Annotated in this window: 19 protein-coding genes and 1 CRISPR repeat array; of the genes, 5 read left to right on the forward strand and 14 right to left on the reverse strand. The window is 46.6% G+C overall.

Annotated features, from left to right (window positions below; genetic code table 11):
- Positions 1-426 precede the first annotated feature (426 nt).
- Positions 427-1,428, reverse strand: a complete 1,002-nt coding sequence (locus tag FD28_RS09360) for an NAD(P)-dependent oxidoreductase (RefSeq protein ID WP_057734780.1) — start codon at positions 1,426-1,428, stop codon at positions 427-429.
- A gap of 15 nt (positions 1,429-1,443) precedes the next feature.
- Positions 1,444-2,517, reverse strand: a complete 1,074-nt coding sequence (locus FD28_RS09365; RefSeq protein ID WP_057734781.1) for an AEC family transporter — start codon at positions 2,515-2,517, stop codon at positions 1,444-1,446.
- A gap of 660 nt (positions 2,518-3,177) precedes the next feature.
- Here FD28_RS09365 and FD28_RS09370 point away from each other — a divergent pair.
- Positions 3,178-3,705 (forward strand): GNAT family N-acetyltransferase, encoded by a 528-nt coding sequence (locus FD28_RS09370; protein WP_057734782.1) that lies wholly within the window; start codon positions 3,178-3,180, stop codon positions 3,703-3,705.
- 159 nt (positions 3,706-3,864) lie between these two features.
- Entirely contained in the window at positions 3,865-4,524 is a 660-nt protein-coding gene (locus FD28_RS09375; RefSeq protein ID WP_057734783.1) for an EAL domain-containing protein, read from the forward strand.
- A 124-nt stretch (positions 4,525-4,648) separates the two neighbouring features.
- A CRISPR array of direct repeats spans positions 4,649-7,784; the repeat unit is 36 nt; unit sequence GCTCTTGACCTTACTGAATTGTCACTAATCTAAAGC.
- Positions 7,785-7,819: 35 nt separating this feature from the next.
- On the opposite strand, the gene csn2 is transcribed toward FD28_RS09375, so the two are convergent.
- The 4 genes from csn2 to cas9 all read right to left on the reverse strand — a co-directional run bounded on the left by csn2 (position 7,820) and on the right by cas9 (position 13,966).
- On the reverse strand, positions 7,820-8,485 hold the full coding sequence (csn2, locus tag FD28_RS09380; protein WP_057734784.1) for a type II-A CRISPR-associated protein Csn2: 666 nt from the start codon (positions 8,483-8,485) through the stop codon (positions 7,820-7,822).
- Positions 8,482-8,787, reverse strand: coding sequence for a CRISPR-associated endonuclease Cas2 (cas2, locus tag FD28_RS09385; RefSeq protein WP_057734785.1), 306 nt, complete (start codon positions 8,785-8,787; stop codon positions 8,482-8,484). Before cas2 ends, csn2 begins: the two co-directional genes overlap by 4 nt.
- Positions 8,765-9,670 carry a type II CRISPR-associated endonuclease Cas1 gene (gene cas1, locus FD28_RS09390; protein WP_057734786.1) on the reverse strand — a complete coding sequence of 302 codons (906 nt, stop codon included), beginning with the start codon at positions 9,668-9,670 and terminating at the stop codon, positions 8,765-8,767. The genes cas2 and cas1 overlap by 23 nt, the downstream gene beginning before the upstream one ends.
- A 207-nt stretch (positions 9,671-9,877) precedes the next feature.
- Positions 9,878-13,966: a type II CRISPR RNA-guided endonuclease Cas9 gene (cas9, locus tag FD28_RS09395; RefSeq protein ID WP_057734787.1), complete on the reverse strand. Its 4,089-nt coding sequence runs from the start codon at positions 13,964-13,966 to the stop codon at positions 9,878-9,880.
- Positions 13,967-14,601: 635 nt separating this feature from the next.
- Between cas9 and FD28_RS09400 the strand changes: the two genes are divergently transcribed.
- The 3 genes from FD28_RS09400 (at position 14,602) to FD28_RS09410 (ending at position 17,092) form a co-directional block, all read left to right on the forward strand.
- Positions 14,602-16,245, forward strand: coding sequence for a peptide ABC transporter substrate-binding protein (locus tag FD28_RS09400; protein WP_057734788.1), 1,644 nt, complete (start codon positions 14,602-14,604; stop codon positions 16,243-16,245).
- A 273-nt stretch (positions 16,246-16,518) separates the two neighbouring features.
- Positions 16,519-16,827: a type II toxin-antitoxin system RelB/DinJ family antitoxin gene (locus FD28_RS09405; protein ID WP_057734789.1), complete on the forward strand. Its 309-nt coding sequence runs from the start codon at positions 16,519-16,521 to the stop codon at positions 16,825-16,827.
- Positions 16,811-17,092: a type II toxin-antitoxin system RelE/ParE family toxin gene (locus FD28_RS09410; RefSeq protein ID WP_057734790.1), complete on the forward strand. Its 282-nt coding sequence runs from the start codon at positions 16,811-16,813 to the stop codon at positions 17,090-17,092. Before FD28_RS09405 ends, FD28_RS09410 begins: the two co-directional genes overlap by 17 nt.
- Before the next feature lie 146 nt (positions 17,093-17,238).
- Here the strand turns inward: FD28_RS09410 and FD28_RS09415 are convergent, their stop codons facing one another.
- The 8 genes from FD28_RS09415 to FD28_RS09455 form a co-directional block, all read right to left on the reverse strand.
- Complete coding sequence (locus tag FD28_RS09415; protein ID WP_057734791.1) at positions 17,239-17,745, reverse strand: hypothetical protein; 507 nt, start codon at positions 17,743-17,745, stop codon at positions 17,239-17,241.
- Between the two features lie 29 nt (positions 17,746-17,774).
- The gene (locus tag FD28_RS09420; protein ID WP_057734792.1) at positions 17,775-18,266 is read right to left on the reverse strand and encodes a hypothetical protein; all 492 of its coding nucleotides are present in this window, start codon (positions 18,264-18,266) and stop codon (positions 17,775-17,777) included.
- A gap of 37 nt (positions 18,267-18,303) precedes the next feature.
- A complete protein-coding gene (locus FD28_RS09425) occupies positions 18,304-18,801 on the reverse strand; it encodes a hypothetical protein (protein WP_057734793.1) in 498 nt (165 codons plus the stop codon).
- Between the two features lie 12 nt (positions 18,802-18,813).
- A complete protein-coding gene (locus FD28_RS09430) occupies positions 18,814-19,314 on the reverse strand; it encodes a hypothetical protein (protein WP_057734794.1) in 501 nt (166 codons plus the stop codon).
- Positions 19,315-19,332: 18 nt separating this feature from the next.
- Positions 19,333-19,833 carry a hypothetical protein gene (locus tag FD28_RS09435; protein ID WP_057734795.1) on the reverse strand — a complete coding sequence of 167 codons (501 nt, stop codon included), beginning with the start codon at positions 19,831-19,833 and terminating at the stop codon, positions 19,333-19,335.
- A 228-nt stretch (positions 19,834-20,061) separates the two neighbouring features.
- Positions 20,062-21,231: an ROK family protein gene (locus tag FD28_RS09440; protein ID WP_057734796.1), complete on the reverse strand. Its 1,170-nt coding sequence runs from the start codon at positions 21,229-21,231 to the stop codon at positions 20,062-20,064.
- A 696-nt stretch (positions 21,232-21,927) separates the two neighbouring features.
- Positions 21,928-23,481 carry a glycoside hydrolase family 43 protein gene (locus FD28_RS09450; RefSeq protein WP_057734798.1) on the reverse strand — a complete coding sequence of 518 codons (1,554 nt, stop codon included), beginning with the start codon at positions 23,479-23,481 and terminating at the stop codon, positions 21,928-21,930.
- A gap of 13 nt (positions 23,482-23,494) precedes the next feature.
- Positions 23,495-24,910 carry a glycoside-pentoside-hexuronide (GPH):cation symporter gene (locus tag FD28_RS09455; RefSeq protein ID WP_057734799.1) on the reverse strand — a complete coding sequence of 472 codons (1,416 nt, stop codon included), beginning with the start codon at positions 24,908-24,910 and terminating at the stop codon, positions 23,495-23,497.
- Between the last annotated feature and the right edge of the window lie 272 nt (positions 24,911-25,182).

The raw sequence follows: 25,182 nt of genomic DNA on the forward strand, positions 1-25,182 counted from the left end.
AAACGGTCTTCTCCCTCGCTTTGAGCCGAAAAAATCATCGTCTCAAAGTCGCCATTTTCCAAGTAACCCACTTGGAAAATCCCACGGCTGAGCCCAAATTTGGCTCACTCACGGCTCCACGGCATGTTGTCCATAACCTGGGATAAACGTTACCAGCTCAGCGATGTTCACACCAATGTCAGGGTTAAGAACTCCCTTAACCGGAGGAGGCCAGAGATGGAGGCAGCCGTGACAACGGTGTTAGCCGAGAATCGGCTTACAGCGTGGGACGCGTTTGGAGACTGTCGTTTTTTGACAGGCTTCAAACCGAGCCGGAGGACCGCTTCTCAGGCCGCAGGCGATCCCCACAGCGCCGGAATCTCTGGCAGCCGCAGGTGACTGCGATCGACTATTTTATCAGAAACATTTAGTGTTAGCTGGACATGTTTAGGCCTGAATGGCGTTGGCCGTTTGGCCCGTGGCGAAGAACTCTTGGAAGTTCTCGTAGCTGATGCGAATCATATCTTCCAGTGCCGGCTCCGTGTAAGACCCCACGTGCGGCGTAATCAGCACCTGTGGGTACGCCGCCAGTAATTGGCGCACTTCGGGATTCGGCAGGTCTTCAAGGCGCGGGAACTTCTTGCCCAGAATCGCGACCTCATCCAAGATGACATCGGCACCATACCCGCTGAGTTGGCCGGACTTTAACCCTGCTAGGACGGCGGGAACGCTCGCCAGTTCTCCCCTGGCCGTGTTAATTAAGACGGCACCGGGCTTCATTTGGGCGATAAAATCGGCATCGGCTAGGTTATCATTTTTGCCTGGGAAATAAGGCACGTGAATCGAGACAATATCGCTTTGGGCCAGTAGGGTTGGCAAATCAACCAGCTCGATTGCCGCCTTCGCTGCGGGCGATGGGTACGGATCATAGCCCAGCACGTGGGCGCCCAAACCCTGATACAGCTTGGCCTCCGTCAACCCAATCCGGCCGGCGCCCATGATTCCCACCGTGGCCGTATGAATTTCCTTGCTAAAGAGCGCCTTGCCAATCGTAAAGTCGGCCTGGCGCGTCTGATTAACCGCGAGATTGACGTGCCGAAACAGCGACATGCCTAGGGTAAACGCCAGCTCGGCCACCGCGTATGGCGAGTAGCCGGGCACCCGGGCCATGGCGATGTTAAGGTCAGCGGCCGCCTGCAAATCCATGTGGTTAAAACCCACCGAACGGGTGAAGACGGCCTTGATTCCCCAATCCGCAAATTTGGCCAAATTCTGGCGATCCACGACGCAGTTTCCCCGCACTAAAACGGCATCCGCATCGGCTGCCTCGGCCACGTTGTCGTGGGTCAAGAGGTCACGAACGAACTTCAGGTCGAAGCCAGCGGTATTTAAGCGATTGAAGTAGGGTTCCTCTAATTCACGGACACCGTAAGCTGTAATTTTTAACATTTAAAACACTCCTTTTCAATGGAAAATCCCCAGTCCGTTGATGACCTCCATAATTGCAATCCAGATGGGCATCATCACAACGGCGGCAATGGTTGAGATCAACGAGGCATTCGACGATAATAGGGCTTTGCGGTCAAAGCTAATGGCATAGGCCGAAACGACCGCGGCCGTTGGCGTCGCCATCATCACCACGATGGTGGCCACCGCGACATAGCTCAGTGAGAGAATGCCCGTTAGATTTAAGAGATATAGGATAATGAGGTTGAGCAGTGGCACGATAATGACCTTGTTAAACGCATAGTACCACGGTGTCTTATCCGCGGCCGCTTCCTTGATGGAAATCGATCCCAGCGTGGCCCCAATCGCTAACCAGGCCAGTGGCGAGGCGATATTTGCCAGATACGTCAACGGCTTAAAGAGCCAAAGCGCGGTCTGGTCGATCCGGTAGAAGGCCACGTGAACCATCGCCGTTCCCTGAACGCCATTGACCACGGCCGGAACGGTCACCTGGGGGACTAGGTGTTGGCCCAGCCACATGAAGAGTCCCAAGAAAGTGGCGATGACGATGGGATTGAGGAACATCTTCTTCACGTTTTTCGCCGCCATTTTCAGGCCAGACATCTTGATGTAGGCATATGAATACAGGAAGATCCGGTAGCCGATGTTGAAGATGGAGCTGTACATGACCCCTTTGGCTCCGTAAACAGCACCAACGATGGGGATTCCAAAGAACGTCGTCGAGCCAAAGGTGGTCAGGATTGCCAGCACCTCGCGCTCGTCCTTCACGTAGCGCTGATACAGAAACGGCGTGACAAAAATCAAGAGCACGTAGATGATGATTCCCCAAACGAGGACGCCCATTCCCTGGTGAAACGCGGTGCTGTCCATGGGCTGCATGAAGGAATTAAACGCTAGTGCCGGAATCGCCACGGTCAGGGAGACGTTGGTTAAAACTTTACCAAAGTTCTCCCCAAAAGTCCCGTGACGCCGAAGAAAGAATCCGAGCAAAATAATAAAGATTGTCGACGTAATTGAACTAATAATGGCAGCGTTAGAAAACGTCGCTTCAACGGCTTTGAATACACTCATAACGGTTACCTCCAACGCATGAATTTAATGCCTTGGCCGTATTATTGTTCGCGCTGTCATTAAGTTATAGCTAAACCGGCTAGTTGGTTCGGTATCTTATGTCCGCTGTCACTAATCGGTTGAACCCGTTACGTCCTAAAATTGACAGTTACTAAACAGCTAGGCTACGCAACACTATAGTCCTAGCTGCCCGCCTTACCGTTCGCCAAATTTGGGCCGGAACACGGTGGGCAGGACGGTCCGAGCCATAGAGCGGTCTCGAACCTCGTTTTGAGCCGAAAAGTTCGCGTCTTAAAGACGCCAGTTGCTAATCGGCTCTCGCCGCTAAGCAACTCCCACGGCTGAGCCCAAATTTGGCTTCACTCACGGCTACGATAACCGAAATAATTTAGTCCACTGTTGTAAGATCCTAAACAACACCCATAGTCACAGAAAAGATACCAGACGCTACAGCAACCGTACGTGTCATTTTTAAGTTGCCGACATAAAACATCGGTGAAATTTTCTGAACTTCAAGCGCCTTCATTCGAGCGATACCTTATTGCAGCCAGCCAATGCCAATCCGCGGTTATCACCCTAATTGCCGGCAAATGGATCCCCGTTATCCCCTCGGAAAGTGGTATTCTAGAAGGTAAAATTATTTCTAATTGGAGGCTGCTTATGAGCTTAGTTTATTTACGTCACGCAACGAAGGCGGACGTTCCCGCCATTATGGAAATTATCGCCGATGCCAAGGCCCTATTGAAGGCCGATGGCAGTCCGCAGTGGCAGGATGGTTATCCCGATGAGGCCGCAATTCGTCGAGACATTATGGCCCAGCAAAGTTGGATCTTAATGGTCGATAACCAGATTGCCGGAACCGCCGCACAGGTCATTGGCGATGATGCCAATTACCATGAAATTACGGGGACAGGTTGGCAAAATAATGACGATCCCTACGCCACTATCCACCGAATTGCCCTGAGCAAGGCCTTTGCCGGACAACACCTGAGCCACTACTTCTTCTCTGCGCTCATCAGCACGGCCTACCAGGATGGCATCCGTAATTTCCGCATTGATACCCATCAATTGAATCAGCGCATGCAGGCCATTGCGACCAGCCTGGGCTATCAATTTCGGGGGATCGTTCACGTTGCCGAACCCGGCGACAATGCCCGGCGAGCGTATGAATTGAATCTGACTGATTAAAGCGGTATCATAGTCAGTTAGCGGACGACACCCCAAATCTGGAGTGAACAATTACTAAAGTCCTGCACCATTATGGCTGTGAATTAATTGCGGAATGTTGTATAATGAGCGTTATTGTTTCACGCCCTTGCAGGCAAAGAAAGGGGATTTTCTTTTAAAATGTATCGATTCTTCGTCCAACCGCAAATCAATGCGGAAACGCAAAAGTTAGCCGGCTATGAACTGTTGTTACGGTCATCTTGCCATGATTATTGGGTAACGCCTACTGATTTTACTGCGGTACCAATGGACCAGCAGGTATTATTATCTTATCAAGAGATCACGAGCATTTTAAAAGATCACCGCGATAATCCCGAAATTTCATTGAACTTAAACCGTGCCCAATTTGTGGATCGTCGGACCATTGGTCACCTGATCCACCTCAAAAAGGCCGTTAAAAATCTGAATTTAATTGTTGAACTGACTGAAGCCCCCTCACTGGAGGAGCTTCACCGGTACGTCGCCCTCTATCGTTCTTTTGATATCAAACTTAGTCTGGACGATGTCGGGACAGATAATCCGTGGTCTCAAGCCACGCAGGATGTACTGCCGTTTATGGATAGCATCAAATTTGCCATGCAAAACTTCCGGCTACAGCATCGACAAAACGAAATGATGAAGAGCCTCAACTTCTGGCGCAAGATTGCTGACACCTATCAGCTAGGCTTCACCCTCGAAGGTATCGAAGACAAGGGTGATGTCGCACTGGCTCAGGAATATAACGTCAAGATGGCCCAAGGTTATTATTACAGTAAGCCCGTCCCTTATGCGGCGAGCTAAACCGTTTTAAATTATATTTACCTCTCATCCGCTATGATCCGCACGTCGTTAACGTATGGATCATTAAAAGACGGAACTAGCAGTGTGCTGGTTCCGTCTTTTTGTTGTGCAGTTTCGCAATCTTGCTCTTAACCTTACTGAATTGGCACTAATCTAAAGCATTGGCAGCCGTCCCTTCAAACGCAATGCTGCTCTTGACCTTACTGAATTGTCACTAATCTAAAGCGTCACCGATGCTGATCATAGGTGATCACCTGCTCTTGACCTTACTGAATTGTCACTAATCTAAAGCCATAGAAATGGTGAACAGGAATCTCCCCAAGCTCTTGACCTTACTGAATTGTCACTAATCTAAAGCAGTGATGGCGTACTTGGTTTTACCATCAAAGCTCTTGACCTTACTGAATTGTCACTAATCTAAAGCCTTTGGTGGACCCGCTGGGGCAGCTATCGGGCTCTTGACCTTACTGAATTGTCACTAATCTAAAGCTGTATTTCAAATATCCTCACTCCTTTCTAAGCTCTTGACCTTACTGAATTGTCACTAATCTAAAGCGCTAGTAGGTAGCAGCCTTGACCCGGCCGCGCTCTTGACCTTACTGAATTGTCACTAATCTAAAGCGAATGCTACGGCGGGTGGAAAAACATTGTGGCTCTTGACCTTACTGAATTGTCACTAATCTAAAGCAAACACCCTTAACACTTTCAGGTGTCATTTGCTCTTGACCTTACTGAATTGTCACTAATCTAAAGCGCGCCCATTGATTGTTACCCCCTGATCTTCGCTCTTGACCTTACTGAATTGTCACTAATCTAAAGCGATTATTAAACATCAAATCCTTGCTGTTTTGCTCTTGACCTTACTGAATTGTCACTAATCTAAAGCACGAAATACGGTACATCCCCAATTATCACGGCTCTTGACCTTACTGAATTGTCACTAATCTAAAGCCGATTAGCAAGACGTAAGGCTTCACGCTCAGCTCTTGACCTTACTGAATTGTCACTAATCTAAAGCAGTCATTTGTCTTCCCCCTCAATCTGGTACGCTCTTGACCTTACTGAATTGTCACTAATCTAAAGCCTGCCATAGAGCCGCCTCACCTTCCACGTGCTCTTGACCTTACTGAATTGTCACTAATCTAAAGCCAACATATTCTTTGAAGTAATCTCGGATAAGCTCTTGACCTTACTGAATTGTCACTAATCTAAAGCTATTGTGTCGGGATATGAGGAGCAGCCAATGCTCTTGACCTTACTGAATTGTCACTAATCTAAAGCGATAAGGATATGGTACACGACGACCAATCGGCTCTTGACCTTACTGAATTGTCACTAATCTAAAGCCACTGAGTTTCCCTGACTTCCAGAGGTCAAGCTCTTGACCTTACTGAATTGTCACTAATCTAAAGCGGAAGCCTTCAACATATAGCCTTCAAGCTGGCTCTTGACCTTACTGAATTGTCACTAATCTAAAGCGACGGCTTGGTGCTTTATCCTTAACTACAAGCTCTTGACCTTACTGAATTGTCACTAATCTAAAGCCCCGTTCTTTGTCTGACAACTCATCATCAAGCTCTTGACCTTACTGAATTGTCACTAATCTAAAGCCACGTTTGGCATCTAGGTATTATCGTATGGGCTCTTGACCTTACTGAATTGTCACTAATCTAAAGCATGACATGTATGTTAATCAAAAATTAGAAAGCTCTTGACCTTACTGAATTGTCACTAATCTAAAGCCTTTCATAGCGTCTAAAACGTCTGCCGCCGGCTCTTGACCTTACTGAATTGTCACTAATCTAAAGCTATCATATTGATTCAACATCAAAATATTATGCTCTTGACCTTACTGAATTGTCACTAATCTAAAGCCGATCCCAACGAATTGAAACAAGCCGTTTTGCTCTTGACCTTACTGAATTGTCACTAATCTAAAGCATTGCGCTTGAGCATAGGCGTAGACTCGTTGCTCTTGACCTTACTGAATTGTCACTAATCTAAAGCTATATCAAGGGACTTATGACCAACTAAAGGGCTCTTGACCTTACTGAATTGTCACTAATCTAAAGCCCGTTACTACATCGATGTTAAAGATTTAGTGCTCTTGACCTTACTGAATTGTCACTAATCTAAAGCGAAACAACTGATGATGTTCCGCCTTTATCAGCTCTTGACCTTACTGAATTGTCACTAATCTAAAGCGCTCTTGTCGCTGTTGCTCCAAATCATCGGGCTCTTGACCTTACTGAATTGTCACTAATCTAAAGCACGCTACGTATGGGCTTAAGCAAGCTCTTAGCTCTTGACCTTACTGAATTGTCACTAATCTAAAGCAAGCCGCAAATCAGCCGCGGCCAAAATCACGCTCTTGACCTTACTGAATTGTCACTAATCTAAAGCCCGCGCGGGAAAGAATATCAATCAGTGGTAGCTCTTGACCTTACTGAATTGTCACTAATCTAAAGCTACAGCTGAAGTCCAACTAGGTACCGAAAGGCTCTTGACCTTACTGAATTGTCACTAATCTAAAGCTGGCTTTAAGAGCAACAATGTCCCGGACTGGCTCTTGACCTTACTGAATTGTCACTAATCTAAAGCAATTTCTTTTGTGTATTCTTCTCGAACTTTGCTCTTGACCTTACTGAATTGTCACTAATCTAAAGCACTTCACAATCTAAATCTGTCTAAATCGCGCTCTTGACCTTACTGAATTGTCACTAATCTAAAGCTGTGGGGATAGGCTTTTTTGAGTTGCTAATGCTCTTGACCTTACTGAATTGTCACTAATCTAAAGCAACTGTATTATCAATGCTTGCTGGTAGTGCGCTCTTGACCTTACTGAATTGTCACTAATCTAAAGCTGAAATTGTTGTAGGCTTCTTCTGAAATAAGCTCTTGACCTTACTGAATTGTCACTAATCTAAAGCTGCTTAACAGGTATTTATATGAAATTATCTGCTCTTGACCTTACTGAATTGTCACTAATCTAAAGCTTCAATTCTAACCAGGAGTATCAAATGCCTGCTCTTGACCTTACTGAATTGTCACTAATCTAAAGCTCATAGCTAGGTGATTTTAAGTCGCTCATTGCTCTTGACCTTACTGAATTGTCACTAATCTAAAGCCAACGTACAACTATTGTACAACCATGATTTGCTCTTGACCTTACTGAATTGTCACTAATCTAAAGCAGGGGACTGACTAGCAAAACCAGGAATCGTGCTCTTGACCTTACTGAATTGTCACTAATCTAAAGCCGTCATTTTCACATTAATATCTCATCGGTTAGGAACTACCAGAGAACAAAGTCACTATCAATGTAGTGATAGTCACAATCAGTGAAATATTCTTTTCGTTGGCTAGATGAAAATTCAATTAGAAGCAGTGGCAAATCAGTGTTAGCCATAAATCTCACCAACGATTGAAGTTGGCTGACCTGGAGATAATGGCTAACATTAGTCAAAACGAGCATACGTTTATCATTTAACTCGATAAGCACCTTAATTAGTGATTCAATTATAGCATAGGCATTATCTACAGGACCTGTCGTAACTTGAATGCCACTGAATTTGACTAACTTGGCTAACTCTGGTATTTCTGGCATTTCCAAAGGTACATCCATCAAGTAGCTATCTTCCAATAGCTTCGATAACAGTTCTCGCAAACCATCGGATAGCGCAACAACTTGATCATCCGCAAGCAGTTTAATTAGCTGCGTTTGTAACTTGCGTTGAAATAGACTATTTAAGTCCACTGTTAACATAGGATCCCCATACCATTGCGCCCCATTTTTCACAGTAACCGAATCAAAGCTATCATCACTCAGCTTCACCGTATCCAGTTTATCTTGAAAGCCTAATGAAAGGTCTTGATAGATACGCTGAACAGCAGTATCAACAACTGTAACTTTACTGGAGCGAACAGCAAATGGTGGAAAACTATAATACGCAAAGTTCATATCATAATCGTCCTTTCGGCAGAATTTAAAATATCGTGACTTGGTTCACCCGAAATAAAATGCATTGCCTGATACTGTTTTTCCGTTAACATAACCGCTTGTACTAAACCGTCCTTCGGGGCAATCGCCCCAACCCGTTTTTCAATGGCTTTGGCGTTCTTCGAATCAGGACACACTCGCACATAAACTGAAAATTGCATCATCAGAAATCCTTCAGAAATTAACGCTTTACGAAACTTACGATAATTTCGACGATTCTCACTACTAGTCATCGGTAGATCAAACATAATCATTAATCGCATTATCCGATACCTCATGCGGAACCACTACTCCAATCTTAACTTGATCCGTTTCATCACTCAGATACTTTAAGCAATTAACAACATGCTTCTCCACGACATTTTCTAATGTTTCTGTTTTATCTTCGTAGACCATCTTTAACTCAAGTAAACGAACCAAACCAAATTTGATATCTGGCGTCAAATCTAAGATCTTATGTTGAGCTACCCAATAATCAATAATCGGTCGGAAGGGTTCCATCAGATCCGACCCTAAGTTAAAAGCATTGCCAGCATTATCATGATGAATCCCAAAACAAGTTAAGTACCCGCGAGCTACAATTGCACGATCAACTAACGATAATAAAATTGAATATCCATAATTTAAGGCTGCATTTACTGGGACAAAATCTGACCGCGAAAAGTCATCCCCAAATAAGAGAGGAAAATACTGTCGCGCTACAACTGCCTCTCGGTTAGTCTCATCATTCAACTCAAGTTTATCCATCTCATCGTTCAGACTGCTCACATCAGCATTCAGCATATCCGCCACTGCAATCTGATTGTTCAACTTAGCAGCCACAATCCGTGTCCAAAGATTAGCCACTCTAGTTGAATTCCAATTAACTTGTGCTGTGACCAATGCCGCCGTCCGTGCATTCGGATAGCATCCTGTGGTTTCACAGATTGGCTGACCATCACGACCAGTAAAAATAATCTTGGCATGAACCTCAGACAGAGCGGCTATTGCAGACGTTGTGACAACTGCCTGAAGCGTCTGAACTAGCAAAATATCGACGTCCCTAACTGGCACATGAAATCTATCCGTATCGGTCTGAATATCTAGATTTCCAGCTGTTAGTGAAACTTTTGCATGATGACTGATCATAATCGTTCGCCAACCCATAATACTTCCTCCTTGCGTTAATAACTGCGACATGGTATTCTGTTCTTGTCAAGTTGACCGCTTGATCTTACTGAATTGTCACTAAGAGTTAAAGTCAGACAAGGTGGTTTACCACCAAGTTTTATCTTATGAGCCCGTTATCGAGCCATACATATCTTGTTAGAGTCCTTTGCTGAATGCGTCAGCGAAGGACTCTTTTTTATTTCTTTACTCGGTAGTTATCTTCACCTCCCGTTTAAACAAGCCTGTCGGCGATTCATAAATCAGCTTAGCATTCTCAGTTAATTTAATGCCGCCTGGAACTTGTAGCTTTCCAAAAGGCGTTTTTACGCCTAGTTCTTTCAAATCCCCAGGCGTCGCGTTGGCATGCAATCCAACCATTATCTGTTGTAAAATGCCCCGCTTGCCAGCTATCTCTAGTTTCCCAGCATCTGAATAACGATTAACAATTGGTAATTGTTCGAAATGGGATCGACTGTCTACAAGTAGTTCCCTAAATTTATTCCGATCGTATAACGGGAAAAACTTCATAACTTGCTGACAAATGTGAGAATAGACTTCTACGAGCTTCTTCTCTTCATCCACTCCTGTCTCTTTTGAAATTAATACCTTTTGATCAGCAAGCGTTAAAATCAATTGCTGTAAATTTCGATAATAGGTATTAGTCCCTAAAGCAAACCTATGTGACTGTCCTGAAATCTCATCTATCACGGGCTGTAACAGGGGAATATGTGGAATAACTACGTCAAAGTCCGAAACAATTTTTCCTTTACCTTTAGTAAAGTCCGGTGTAAAGAACTGCTTTAACGCTAACCTTTCAGCATATTCTCCCTGCTTCTTAGCTTGCTTCAGCTGATCGAGAATCCTAATTGGAACTCCCATAACTCTGTACGAAGGTTCCTTGCCATTAACTCTGACAATTGCTAAATAAGCTATTGCTTGGCTAGAATGTCCGCCATAAATTTCTGTCGGTCGATTACTTTTAGTAGGAAGTAGCTTCATCTTACCGCCAACATTGCCATTATCCTTTTTTGCCTTATAGATGGTTTGATTGAACAAGGCCCCATGATCTTCCTTAACTTCATGTGTCACCAGCAAATGTTTCAAGCTCAAAAGATGTTTCATGTAAGAAACATCTTTCTCACGATTCCACACAATTTCGCCGGTCTCCTCGGCAACTATCTTCTCTTGTTTTCCGGAAACCAAGTCATGAATGAAATTAAAACGGCGTAAGTCCAATTGTGGCGCTACCTGATATTGACCGTAAACAAAGAAACGTTCCAACTTGGGATAACGTTTTAGTAAGTAGGTTCCAATTCGAACTGCCAAAAAGGCATCAAAAGCATGATGATAGTCATTCAACTCCCGAACTTTCGGCAAGTCCAGCTCCATTCGTAGCTGGTGAGAAAGTCCCGCCTTAACTGAAATAATCTTAGTTTTGTCTGAATCATATTCATTACTCAATACATCCGTGACTAATTTGATGACTTGGCGGGTTTCGACCAGCTGTCTTCTGATAAATCCGGTAGCATATTTATTAATTTCATCAGGCCGCATTAATAAATGTTTCAGCTTCCGCGCACTAATTAGCCCTGCTGACCGCCATAGTTCCCATGTTCCTTGCATTTTTCTGGCATAAAGCTCTGAGGCAAAATGATCATTTTTTTTAAGATTCTCTACCTTGCTAACCAACACACGATTATCTAACGAATCATCCTTAACTAACGACTGCGGTAAAATGTGATCAATATCGTAGGTCGATAATTTATCAATATTCAGTTTTTCTCCTGTATACATATCCTGACCATTTTGTAGGAAATACAACATGAGTCGGTCCGTGAATCGTGCCTTGTTGTCAGTCTCATCATTCAACTCCTGAGCTACTGTTTCATTGACAATTTCTTTAGCTTGATCAGCAAATAAATCTGCCAATTGTTTCTGACGTTGCCGCGTTCGCTGAGGATTCTGCTCTGCTCCTCGCGCCGCTTCAATAAAGATTCGACTAGGCGCCTGACCGTGATGGGCTTTTTGAATATCACGAACAACTGCTAAGATTTGACGCAAAGCTTTTTTGTTTTGTGGTGATGTGTACATTTCGTTGATTGTTTCAAATATATCTTGTTGTTTCAGCCCCTTGGCATTCGTCTTTTCAATCTTCTCTGCATAATCTGGCTCATGTACAATTTGCATGAAATTATGTTGCGTATTCCATAGCTGGTCCATAATTGATAAACCTTGCGTATCCTTAATATTCAATAATAGTTTGGCTGACAAACGTCCCCAGCCACGATAACGCTTAGTACTGAGGCGATCACGTTGCGTATCTGTCAGCCAATCGATCTCTTGTAGTTTCGCTTTGAAGATATCGGCATCTTCAAAAATCGTTGACCAATTAATTATCCTTTCGATATCCGCCTGACGTTGCGGTTGATCAATCGCTACTGGTAAGATTTTCTTAAAGTCACGATATGTGGTTAACGCACTATTAAAACGTTTAGGATCAGCTAGCCCTTCCACCTTGATCGCACCAGTGACCTCACTGTGACATTCTAAACTCTTAATTAAGGATTTTACGTTGACTGTTCCATGACCTTTGAAGACATCGTTATAGGTTCGCTGCTTCTGCTCACGAGTCAGCAATTCGCCATTGATTCGGATATTATTCAATTCATTGAGAACCATGAACTTCTGATAAGTCAGACTCTGTAGTGGTAACACGTCCTCCCCAATCAGATAAGTATCCGTGGTTTTCATCCGTTGAATAAAGTTTGTTGCTGAAGCGGTCCGGTCAACTTTATCATCAAAGTTCCAGGGCGTAATATCACCACTGTCTTTACGAACCATCCATGCAAATTGTCCTGCTGCCGTCTTTTTCTGCTGGTCTGCCGTGATCATAGGGCCAACATAATAGGGGACCCGGAAACTCACTAGCTCATCAATTTTATATGGCTGTGACCCATGATGAGATACCACCGGATTATCTTCTCCTAAAAATTGATAATATTTCTTTTGATTATCAATAATCGAGTCTAGCTCTTGTTGATGAATTTGGTAGGGAATAACACCATTTTCTTTTGTTCGCTGTTTAGGCATAAAATGCTCCAACGCGATCTCATGATTGATTTTTTTAGCGAGTTCTGACGTGTCGCCTTTCAGGATTCGATTCAGTTCCTTATAAAAGTCATCAGCAATTTCAGGCTTTCCTTTGGCATCTCCCTCGATGTAGTGGTCATAAGCTAGCCGGACAGCCTTCCTTTTATTAGCATCTGTTTGCTGTTCTGCATAATCCTTTAACCACCGTAAATGTTCCTTATGTTGATCATATCGATATATCATACTCTGTGAGAAGTACTGTCCGCTGGGCATAATTTCAGTCAGTTGAATTGCTGCTTGTAAATCAACTAACTTTTCAATTAATTCCAGACTCCGGTCATCAAATGCCGTTTCTAAATCTGCCCGATGATCTTCAATGTCCTCTAAACTAAACGTCCAAGTTTTTTGATCCGCTTTTGCAACGTCAACTCCTGTAAGTAGATACAGTTTCGTTTTCAAGCCTAAAATTGCTTTAGTAAATTCAGTTAGATACGGCTTCCAGTCCTTATGATTATCTGTCGCCGCCATTAACAGCTTAACCGACTCTCGCTGACGATCGGCTCGAGTGCGCGTTGTATCTAATACCAGTTTCGTAATTTCTTCCAAGTTGTCCGTAGGCAACTGTGGTGCCACCTCATCAAAGATAAGATGCCATAGTCCGTTAACCTCTTTAAACCGTTGTGAAAAATCTAATTCACTTGGCTTAAAACTTTTGGGGTTTCCAGAACGCAGAAAATTCCCACGGTACTTAACAATGTGATGTACAGCTAAGTAAATTTCTCTTAAATCAAATTTGCGATGCTCCGTCATCAGCGCCCATCGCAAATGATAGATGGTTGGATACTTTGAATAAAACTCTTGATCAGTTTTATCATTAAACAATTGATAAGTTGTCTCAAATCGATCATCCTTAGGCGAAATACTCGATGCCTTCTGACGCGCAAAGAAGTTAGGATCGATGGATGAAATTGGCTCATCAAAAATTTCACGTAATAACCGTAAACGCCAACGGCGGCGGCTCAAACGTCTACGTGTCGTTCTAAAGCTTCGACGATCCGCGGCGGGCTGTCCTTCTTCGAATAGACGGACTCCCAATCCGGTTTGTCCCTTCACTCGGGCAATATAACCATCCATGTCTGCATTAGCCCAACCCAAAGAGCTGGTCCCAATATCTAATCCAATCGCATATGGTTCCTGATTCATGGCGATAACGCCTCCTATTTTTCTATGAAACACTTCTACACCCACTAGAAAGTCTTCCAGCAGATACCCTCATTTTATGCTGACTTATCTTCAATGTCTACACATCTTAAAGTAGTTAATTATTTATATGACATATTAAAAAAGACATATTCAGGCACCCCATTTCACTCTACATAGATATTCAATGAATTAATGTGAAATTCATGATAAAAATAATTATATTTAATCAGCATTTCTCAGTTTTCTTCTATATACCCCAAACAAATAGCGCCACGAAGCCTTTTAATTTTCAAAATTTTTCCTGTTGACATCTCATCTCCTAGCGACTAATATTAGAGCCAAGTTAAAAATACATGAACGCATCACCAGGAAGAGTAGTCGTTCCCGCTAAGTCTAGAGACCACCGGTAGCTGAAAAGGTGGCTTACAACGGAACCGCGAAGATGAGCCTGGTAGCTAACAATTGGTGAAAGCTGATTGTTCGATTTGAAGCCCGTTACCGCTTCCGACTTTTGGCAACAGAAGTTACGGAGATGGTGGGTGTGAGCCCCCCATAAAACAAGGTGGCACCGCGAGTGAAATCGTCCTTATGTAGATTTACATAAGGACGATTTTTATTTTAGGAGATGTTTTGGGATGAAGAAAAAGGGTACGATTTTGACGGTAGCAGCACTCAGCCTCTTGACGTTAGCAGGTTGTGGGAACCAGTCCAGTAGCGGTAATTCTAGCAACAAGTATGCGGCAAAGCAGGAATTGAATTGGACCGAGTCCTCCGAGCTGGCCTCCTCCGACCTCGCCAAGGCGACCGATACGCTGAGCTTTACCGTTTTGCAGAACACGCAAGAGGGCCTCTATCGTTTAAACAGCAAGGGCACCCCCGCCAACGCTTTAGCCACCAGCACCAAGGTCACCAACGGCGGCAAGACCTACACGTTTAACCTACGCAAAGACGCCAAGTGGTCGAACGGCCAGCCCGTCACAGCCAAGGACTTTGTCTACTCCTGGCAACGGACATTGAATCCCAAGACCGCCTCGCAAGACGCCTTTTACCTCTATCAGGTTAAGAACGCCGAAGCTGTCAACAAGGGTAAGCAACCCCTGAGCGCCCTGGGAATCAAGGCCGATGGCAACTACAAGTTGACCGTCCAACTGACCAAACCCGTTTCCTACTTCAAGAAGTTATTGGCTTGGCCCCTCTTCTACCCACTGAACCAAAAAGCCGTGGATCAATACGGTAAGAAGTACGGCACGAGTTCCGCAACGACGGTCTACAACGGTCCCTTCCGTTTAACCAAATGGAGTGGTACCAGCAAGACCTGGACGCTGGCTAAGAACAAGACCTACTGGGACAAGAAGGCCGTGCACCTGACCAAGATCAACGAGCAGGTCACCGAATCCACCACGACCAGCTACAACCTTTACAATGCCAAGAAGACCGATGAAACCTTACTCAGCGGTCAACAAATCAAGAACAACAAGAACAGTAAGGACTTCGTCAAACGCCTCCCAACCGGGTCACAACGACTCGACCTCAACCAAAAGAAAGTGGCAGCCTTCAAGAACGCTGACGTGCGTAAAGCCCTTTCCTTAGCCATCGACCGGACGCAATTGGTCAACGACGTGCTGCAAGACGGGTCCATCGCCTCTAAGGGCTTCGTCCCTGCCGGCATGGGCAACAACCCCAAGACCGGTGAAGCCTTCAACCAGGAGGCCTACGTCAAATCCGGTGTTTCCTACGATCTGAAGCAAGCCAAGACCTTGTTGGCTAAAGGGCTGAAGCAGACCGGCGACAAGCAACTCAACGTCTCCCTGTCTGTCTCCGATACCGACACCAGCAAGCAGACCGCTGAATTCGTTCAAAGCTCCCTGGAAAAGCTGCCTAACGTCAAGGTGACGATCAAGACGGTCCCTTACGTCCAACTGATTACCCAACAGAATAACGGTAACTATGAGTTAACCCTCGCCGGCTGGCAATCCGTCTTCGCCGACCCAATCAACTTCTTGGATGTCTTTGAATCCGACTCCAGCTACAACACGACTGGTTGGAAGAGTACGCAATTCGACAAACTCCTCGATGAAGCCGAAAACCAAGATGGGAACAAACCAACCACGCGGTGGGCTAAGCTCGTCAAGGCTGAAAAGGTCTTGATTAACGACCAAGGGACAATTCCATTGTATCAAGCTGCCAAGTCACAACTGTTACGGAGCAACGTCAAGGGCATCGTCTACAACGGCGCCGGTGTCCCTTACGACTTCAAGACGACTTACATCGCGCAATAAGCTAACGATTTGCCAAACGATGATGGCGATTCAATATAACACGACTATATAGAAGGAACAGGTCCCAACCAGCGTTTGAAGTGCGCGCGGTTGGGGCCTGTTTTGGAATCTCAGTGTAGTGGTTAACTAGCGTCTATGAGGTGTTTTCAACTTTTGATCAACGATAATAATCGTCGAGCTCAACCCGGATTCAGTTTACAGGTGATTTCACTAGTGAAAGTGTTCAAAAGATGCTAAAATGTCACCAATACATCAACGAATGGAGGAATTATCGTGATCAATCCAGATGCTAGAAATAAAGATCGCTTAACGATCCGTGTCGACCATGAGCGCAAGCAACATGCCACAGCAATCGCTGAGTCCATGGGCACCGACTTACCTAACCTCGTCAATATGTTTTTAGCCCAGTTAATCACCGAAAATGGGATGCCCTTCAAACCGACCAATGACAAGGTGATGACCGAATTGGATGAGGCCCTCGCTGACGTGAAAGCTGGTCGAGTCAAGACCTTCACCAGCGCCGATGACCTGTTTAACCACATCCACCAATTGGAAAATACTGCAGATGATCAAGACCTATAAAACCACCGCACGTTTTGATCGTTCGCTTAAGAAACTGGCCAGAAAACATTATGATTTAAAGCGGCTGGATACCGCCCTCAAGCTGATCTTAGCCGAGGACCACGAGACCCTGAAGCACCGTTTTGATTGGCACATGCTCAGCGGTAACCTCACTGGCATTAACGAAATCCATCTTGATAAAGACTGGTTACTGCTTTACAAGATTACCAATGAACATGAACTGACCTTACTATTGCTTAACACCGGCGGTCACGATATCTTGTAGCGCTCACGTCACTAAGACTTTAGGCCATTATTTTAGCAAGCCTACACCATTAAGTTTCAAAACCAGCCACTTTTAAGGTAGATCTTTAAAACAGGCCCCAACCCGCGTTTGAAATGCGCGCAGTTGGGGCCTGTTTTGAGTCTTATTTAAATATCGAAACCACCGTCACCCCACGTATGACTGCGGAGTGGGGTCCGAAAAGCATAGACGTTGTCGCCATCAACCCGTAACTTCAACGCCAACCGTTTTTGATTTTTCAGAACTTTGACCTTCACCGCCTTACGACTAATGGTCCCCATCGAGGTGCTTTCATCTTCCATAATGCGTGAATGTACCCGGTAAACGCCCTTTGATTTCTTGGTAAACGTTGCTGGAATTGCCGCGGTACCCAGCCATTTCATCGGCTTGAGCGTCTTCTTTTTACTGGTATATTCCCGCGCCGTAATTTTCTTATTGGTTATCGACAACTTCACCACAGCATAGTAGTTGCCCTTATCGTCAAATTTCCCCGCGTACCCGTACCAAGTTCCCTTCAGACTGCTGGGTAACTTCGCCGTCTTACTGGCGGCTTGGGCGGACGTGGTGGTCCCACCCACTAGCAACAGGCCCAAACTGGCAATCCCTAAAAGTAAGCTTTTATATCCCATTTTCATTTGTGATTTCCTCCTAAGATCTTTTTGACTTAAAGTATGTCACCGTTCCATACATGACTTAATAACGGCTGACGAAAAGCATATGATACACCGTCACCATCTGCCAGCTTCAAAGCCTGTCGCTTCTGTCCCAAGGCTTTCACATTTACTCGGCGCGTTCTGATCGTCATCAACGTCCCACCATCTAATTGACGCGGTTTCACACGATAAACGCCCTTAGATTTTTGTGTATAGTGTACTGCCGTCACATTACTTCCCTGCCATCTCAAGGCGTGCAATGACTGCTTTCGTGTCTCATACATCGTTATGGTTAACCGATCCTTTTTGAAAGTTAGACGATCAATCTCATAAATTTTGTGACCCTGTACATTTCTTTTGCCCACATAACCGTACCAAGTCCCTTTAATGCTGGTTGGTAGTTTCACTGTCTTGCTGGCAGCCTGTGCCGAAGTCCAGCTGCCAATGAAAAGCATCCCCAGACTAACCAAACCTATAACCAAGCCCTTAAAAATCACGTTCATCCCATTCTCCTCCTTGTAAAACAGCACCTCATTTCAGTCATGGTTTCAAAGTCGTTTCATGCCAGTTGTGGCTCCGCAACGCCTGGCGAAAAACATAGTGGACTGACCCTTGTCCCCGAAGTTTAAGCGCCGTGCGGTTCTGACCTAAAACCTTGACCCGGACTACCTTCCGGCTAAGGATAAACGATCCCACATCTGCCGTTCGTGGCTGAAGCTTATAGACGCCCTTGGCTTTCTTCACATAGGTCACGGGCAGTAAAATACTTTGCTGCCAAGACAATGATTTCAATGACTTTTGGGATGTATAGTAAATGCCAATCGCCATAGTATTAGCTGTCAAAACAACCTTATCAACTTGATAATATCGTTGTTTATGAAACTCACCCGATCCAGCGTACCCGTACCAGGTTCCCTTCAGACTGCTGGGTAACTTCACCGTCTTACTGGCGGCTTGGGCAGATATCATGTTATTACCTGCTAACAACAAGCCCAAGAAAGCCAGCACAGCCACCAGCGTGCGTTTTAAAATAGTCACGTCTAACTCCCCCTATTCATCCGTTGGAATGTAATCCTCAAAGTCCCAGCCCCAAGCATACGCCCGCTGCGGTTGCCGAAAGGCGTAGACACTATCCGCATCTCCCCACCAATGGAGAGCCTGCGTATTCTTACCGTTGCGTTTAACCGTCTTCAATTGTAGCCGGTCCAAATCGTCCTGGTAGGCCTGTGAGCTCAGGACATAGTAAGTCTGATGATGCTTATTGGTTCGCCGTTGATAGGTCGCCAATGACTTCTCGCCCCACTGCCACTTTAACTGGCTCAGATTAGCCTGCGTGGTCTGCAGGAAGTTATAGTCCATCCGCTTGCTGGTCAATCGCAGTTTGATCGCGTAATAGGTCTTCACGTGTCCCACCTTTTCCGAACCCACGTAGCCGTACCAATCGCCCCGGTAACTCTTGGGTAAGGTCTTGGCCTGCGCAACCAAGCTCCCCGTAAAGAAGGTCGCCACGAGACCGGCCGTTCCTAACCATAGCGTTTGTTTCATGTTCATGATCACACCGCCTTCCGCTTAGTCATACAACTCCAAGCTGTCCTCGTAGCCAATCCCCCACGGGTGACTGCGGACGGGCTGCCGAAATAAGTAGAGGTTCTCGTAACCCGCGTTCACAATGAGGGCTTGCCGGCTCGCACCAGTCCCGGTTACCGTACCCAGCCGGATCTTGGCTACCGCATCGTCCTCATAGATCGGCAGGTAAATCTTATAAATTGGTCGATTCTTCTGGTCCTTCTTTGACCGATATGTCGCCAGCGCCGAAGCCCCCCAGGCCCACTTGCGGTTCTTAAAGTGGGCGTTGGTCGTGGTTTGGTAGTCGAACGAAATCCGCTTCGCCTTGACCGTCAGCTGACTGAAGTAGTAGTGCCGAACATGGTGAATCTTTTCGCTACTAATGTACCCGTACCAGGTGCCCTGGTATTGGCTAGGCAAGGCGTCCGCTTGGGCTGAGACTGTTAACCAGCCCCCACTCAGCAGCACCCCCGCAAGACCGACGAGTACGCCCCTAATCTTCATGCGCTTCCCCTACTTTCCGGAATAATTATCAGTTCAATTAACTATCTTAAATATAGTTCAACCCGGTTAATTAGACAAGCTGTTTCTGATTTTAACGTTTTACCGACGACTTAGCAGACGGGCATTATTCATTTTGTATTTATCCACAGTTTAAAAAATGTCCCTTATAGCAAAAAAATACCAGCCCGCACCTCATCCAAGTGCGTAACTGGTACCCCATTCTCTGATTTAGTTATTCGTATAATCCCAGAAATGCAATTTCATCCCCGTCAGTCCCAGCACCGTATGACTGGTCAGCGCGGCCCCACCCAGTAGGGTCGCCAGCTGAATGTTGGGAATCAGCTTCACGGGAATTTCATAGCCCGACAGCCGCTGGAAGTAGTTACGCACCTGTGGCAGGGCACTAGGCATCTGATGCAGCAACGGCGAGTTCAGGTAGAAGACGTCGGGATCCAGCATCCCCACCACGTTGTTGAGAATCCCAGCAATACCGTTGGCAAATTGCGACAGGACCGTGATAACCTCGGCGTTGTGGTCGGCATAGAGCTTGGAAATCTCATCCAACGACATGGTGTCCTTGCCCAGCAGGTCACTGATCTGGTGAATCACGGCGTACTCGGAGTAGACGTCCTGATAAGTCACCTGACTGCGACTGTTATTGATGGAAAACGCCGGCATCACAATGTTGTGGCCGAGATTGCCGACCCGCCCCTGGGAGCCGCGGTAGAGTTTATTTCCTAAAATAAATCCGGCCGCAATCCCCTGGTGAATGCTCAGCGTCACCGTATTCTCCAAGCCCAATTCTTCCACAAAATCGCGGGAATAGATGGCGGAGAGGTTGGCTTCATTTTCCAATAGGATGGGCACCTGGTATTTGGCGAAATAGGCCTGCAGATCGAGATCCCCCAGATCCAGGAAGGACTCCTGAACCTGCGTGCCATCGGTGATGCCGTGAATGGCAAAGCAGATCCCCAGCAGGCCACGCGTGGTGCCCGTAATGGCCGTAAAGTGTCCAATCAGTTCGTCCAAGGCCGCCGGCAAATCCGTTATCTCGGCGGTCAAGCGCTGCTGGAATTGCAGCGTCTCCCCGTCCAGGTAACAGGCCAGTGCCCGAATCACTTGCGAATCCAGTTCGACCGTCAGGGTATAGCCGTAGCGCCGATTGATCTCAATCAGCGTGGGCTTACGGCCCCCATTGGACGATGCCGAGCCGGACCCAATCTCGGACACAACCCCCTGGTCCTGCATTTCGCTACAGAGCAGTGAAACCGTCGCTTTGTTCAAACCCAGATCCCGAGCAATCGCCGACCGCGATGTTGCGCGATGGTTAAAAATATACGCGACAATTCTTTGATAATTATAATCATGTGAATTACTCCGACTCGCTGATTCCGCCACAACGTCCACTCCCGCCTATTTCATTTCACAAACTCACGTGTGTACCAAAAGTTTAACACACTATGCCATCACAACTAAGCTTTTCGTTGCGTAACTAACACCCTAACTGAATTTTTAAGCCTAACACGGGATTCCCCCTGCGGCGGCTAAAGATTCCGACAACGTTGTGAAAAATTTCCGCCTTACCGTTCGCCAAATTTAGGCTGGAACGCGGTGGGGAGGACGGCCGGAGCCACAGAGCGGTATCCGACCTCGCTTTGAACCGCTGAGGAACACGTTTCAAAGTCGCCATTTACCAAGTTAGACCACTTGGTAAATCCCACGGCTGAGCCTAAATTTGGGTCACTCACGGCTCCAATGGTTAGATACCAGCGTCCCACATCAGGTGGCGATCGACCATTTTGCTCATCGAAGTCACTCAATATGACTAGATCTGATCCCTCTAGCCGGAGGAGGCCAGAGGTGGAAGCAGCTGTGTCGACGGTGTTGGCTGGCGTTCTTTGCCAACCTACAGCGTGGGACGTGTTGGGAGACCGATGCACTTTCGGGCTCCCAACCGAGCCGGAGGACCGCTTCTCAGGCCGCAGGCGGTCCCCACAGCAGCCGGAACCTCTGGCAGCCGTAGGCATAGTCACAGAACATTTTCTGTTAAAAAATGGTCTAACCCATTGGTGCGATTAGACCATTTCTCGCCACCTACCGTGTCACGTCGTACGTGAAATCGGTAAAGGTTGCTTGCGTACTGTTGCGTTTGTACATATCAATTACATCTAAGCCAATGAAGTTCCCCGTGTAACCACCGGATAGGAAACTCACATCCATGGCCCCCAACGATGTCTGCTTGACACCATCGTTGACGATGAACTCGGCCTGCGACTCGTTGATCTGAATACTAAAGTTATAGGTGCCATCGCCACTGACCGGAATCTTGGCAATCTGCTCAAACTCACCGGCAATCGCGCGGTGAAGAATCACGCACGGCTTGTCATTTTCATCCAAGGTCACCATCAATAACACGTAATTATCCAAGTCCAAATACAGGGTCATCCCCGCCATTTGGAGGTAACTTTCGGGCGTGTATTGCATCTGGACGGCAGCCCGACAGTAGAAATCAACCTGCCGTGTCGCCACCAGGTGTTGGTCAAAGGCCGACTGCGGTGACTGGCCCCCGGCGATGGTCAGGCCCTTCTTGCTGGGTCGTAGCCACGTCTTGTTCGGGAACTGACGCAGCGTATTCCAGTATTCCGTATTCAGGCTAGTACCCGTGAAGGCATCACTGAAGCTGTGGCTTTGGATCGGGGTGCTCTCGACGCCAGCTGGTGCCGGCGCTTCCAAGCTGGGGTGATTGCCCCCGTTGGCCAACCGCAGCCAACCATCGTCCGTCCAGACCACCTTTTGAATGGCCGTTTCCCGGCCTAATACGGGGTCATCTCCCTTGAGTGGTCGCGTACACAGGTGCGCCATGTACCACTCGTGATTAGGCGTCTCAGTAATGCTGGCATGGCCCGCACACTGTAGCGGCAAGATTGGATCGTTGGCCGAGGTCAGCATTGGATTCTGCGGGTCAACCTCGTAGGGTCCCCAAATATTGCGGCTGCGCGCCACCGTTTCTTGATGTCCGGCTTCGGTCCCACCCTCGGCACACAACAGGTAGTAATACCCATCGTGTTTGTAGATCTGGGGCGCTTCGGTCTTGCGTGCGGCGGTTCCCTTGAAGATGACGCGCGGCTTGCCCTGAAGTTCCAGGGTCTCGGCGTCAATCTTCTGGGCCACGATGCCGGCAGACTTGTTGTGCGTTGACAGCCGGTAGTCCCAGATTTCGTTCAGGAAGTAGGCCTGACCATCGTCGTCAAAGAAGATCGACGGATCAAAGCCGGAACTGTTGATGTAGACGGGTTCGCTCCACGGGCCGTGAATGTCGTCGGCCGTCACAATGTAGTTGTCGGCGTCCTTGTAAGGCACCTTCGTGGCATTGACGTTGGTATAAACAATGTAGTATTTGCCGTTATGGTAGCTGGCAAATGGCCCCCAGATGGAGCACCCGGTCGGATTACCTTGCAGGTTAATGTTGTTATCCGGTTGAAGCACCGAGGTCTCATAGGCCCAGTTGACCAGATTGGTCGAGGAGTAAACCCGGATTCCGGGCAGCCACTCAAAGGTCGAGACCACGATGTAGTATTTATCTTTGACACGAAAGAGGACGGGATCGGGATTGAACCCGGTCAGAACTGGATTTTGAATATTTCTCATAGCACAACGACTCCTATTTTTCGTTTTCAGCGGCTTCTTCAGCTAATTCCTTGGCGTTCCGTTCCTTTAATTCGGCAGAAATCCGTTTGTACGTTTCCTTATCCAAATTGTAGAACTTCATGGAGAAAATAGCGATGAAGTAAATGATGATTGGGACAACCGTCGTCGCAATGACAATCCCGTGAAGGGCGCCAGCGGTCTGGTGTTGGGCCACGGCCACGTACCCCGTTGCGGAAAGAACCAGGCCAGGAATCATCCCACCTAAGGCGTTCCCACACTTGAACACGAAACCAATAATGGCGTAGATGACACCACCCATTCGTTTGTTCGTCTTGTATTCCCCATATTCAACCGTTTCGGGAATCAGGGCCCACATGTAGGCGGAAATCATCCCGTTACCAACTGAAGCAATCCCCCGAGAAATGAAGATCCAGACGATCCATTCGGGCTTGGCGAAGAACAGACCAACCATCCCTAAGATATCGGCGGCCACGGAAACGATGATCAATTGGAACTTGGTCATGTGGTTGGCTAACCAAGGAATTGCGGGAATGAAAGCCAGGGCTGGTAACGTCCCGGCTAAGGAGTACCACTTCACCAAATCGGCCCGGCCGACGTAGTAGGTCACGTAGTAAATCCCCGTGGAACTGACGATGGACTTAACCCCGTAGATGACAAAGAAGAAGATGCAGAGAACCACTAAAGGACGATTATGTAATAACTGTTCGAAGACATCTTTGACTTTAATCTTCGTATGTGAAGCCGGGACCTTAACCCGTTCGTTCGTGGAGAAGAAACAACCCCAGAGTAACAGGCCACCCATGACCCCCATGATGACCATGGTCAACTGCCAACCTTTAGCAGCGCCCATGCTCTTCGTGAAGATATCGGCCAGAAATGGCACGAAGAAGGCTACGATGACTTGACCCACGTTGGCTAAGAAGGTCCGGTACGTCGTCAGACTCACGGATTCTTGTTGGTCGTTGGTCATAGCGGACGTTAAGCTCCCGTAAGGCACGTTAACGAAGGTGTAGCAGATCGATAACAGAATGTAAGTGACGTAGGCGTAAGCTAACTTGCCGACCCCACCAAAACTCGGTACCGTGAAACAGAGAACGGCTAAAATGGCAAAGGGAATCGCGCCATATAGCAGGAATGGCCGGTACTTCCCCCAGCGGGTATTCGACTTATCCACGAAGAACCCAATGATTGGATCACTAAACGCATCGATAAAACGAACGACCAAGAACAACAGCGAAGCGGCAGCGGCACCCAAACCGAAGACATTGGTATAGAAGAACAAGAGATAACTGGACAAGCTGGCATAGATCAAATTACAAGCAAAGTCCCCAAGTCCAAAACCAACCTTTTCACCCACGCCGATTTGACCAATTGGTCTTATGGCGCGTTTTGGCTGACTATTTTCCATAAATGAGGCATCTCCTTCAAACATAAATTTAAAAAAATAAACTAATCACCCTGAAGTATATCAGGAAGCGATTACATTTCAAGAGGACGAAGGGATCCTTATTATCGGTTTCAGTAGGATTAATTATTTATGAAAGCGACATTCATTGGCGTTTATTTTTAATTCCAATGTGAGCGACTGGTTTTAAAAAATATTTTAATGAAAGCAGCCAAAAGAGCAACGCCTCACGTTAATTTAAGAAAATAAACTAATGGGAGGCTATAAACCATCGC

It is taken from the genome of Levilactobacillus hammesii DSM 16381 (genome assembly GCF_001434395.1).
In the GTDB taxonomy this organism is placed as follows: Bacteria; Bacillota; Bacilli; order Lactobacillales; family Lactobacillaceae; genus Levilactobacillus; species Levilactobacillus hammesii.

Coding starts and splice junctions, on each gene's coding strand:
- FD28_RS09360 (WP_057734780.1), bottom strand. CDS start 1,428: ATGTTAAAAATTACAGCTTACGGTGTCCGTGAATTAGAGGAACCCTAC.
- FD28_RS09365 (WP_057734781.1), bottom strand. CDS start 2,517: ATGAGTGTATTCAAAGCCGTTGAAGCGACGTTTTCTAACGCTGCCATT.
- FD28_RS09370 (WP_057734782.1), top strand. CDS start 3,178: ATGAGCTTAGTTTATTTACGTCACGCAACGAAGGCGGACGTTCCCGCC.
- FD28_RS09375 (WP_057734783.1), top strand. CDS start 3,865: ATGTATCGATTCTTCGTCCAACCGCAAATCAATGCGGAAACGCAAAAG.
- csn2 (WP_057734784.1), bottom strand. CDS start 8,485: ATGAACTTTGCGTATTATAGTTTTCCACCATTTGCTGTTCGCTCCAGT.
- cas2 (WP_057734785.1), bottom strand. CDS start 8,787: ATGCGATTAATGATTATGTTTGATCTACCGATGACTAGTAGTGAGAAT.
- cas1 (WP_057734786.1), bottom strand. CDS start 9,670: ATGGGTTGGCGAACGATTATGATCAGTCATCATGCAAAAGTTTCACTA.
- cas9 (WP_057734787.1), bottom strand. CDS start 13,966: ATGAATCAGGAACCATATGCGATTGGATTAGATATTGGGACCAGCTCT.
- FD28_RS09400 (WP_057734788.1), top strand. CDS start 14,602: ATGAAGAAAAAGGGTACGATTTTGACGGTAGCAGCACTCAGCCTCTTG.
- FD28_RS09410 (WP_057734790.1), top strand. CDS start 16,811: ATGATCAAGACCTATAAAACCACCGCACGTTTTGATCGTTCGCTTAAG.
- FD28_RS09415 (WP_057734791.1), bottom strand. CDS start 17,745: ATGAAAATGGGATATAAAAGCTTACTTTTAGGGATTGCCAGTTTGGGC.
- FD28_RS09420 (WP_057734792.1), bottom strand. CDS start 18,266: ATGAACGTGATTTTTAAGGGCTTGGTTATAGGTTTGGTTAGTCTGGGG.
- FD28_RS09430 (WP_057734794.1), bottom strand. CDS start 19,314: ATGAACATGAAACAAACGCTATGGTTAGGAACGGCCGGTCTCGTGGCG.
- FD28_RS09435 (WP_057734795.1), bottom strand. CDS start 19,833: ATGAAGATTAGGGGCGTACTCGTCGGTCTTGCGGGGGTGCTGCTGAGT.
- FD28_RS09450 (WP_057734798.1), bottom strand. CDS start 23,481: ATGAGAAATATTCAAAATCCAGTTCTGACCGGGTTCAATCCCGATCCC.
- FD28_RS09455 (WP_057734799.1), bottom strand. CDS start 24,910: ATGGAAAATAGTCAGCCAAAACGCGCCATAAGACCAATTGGTCAAATC.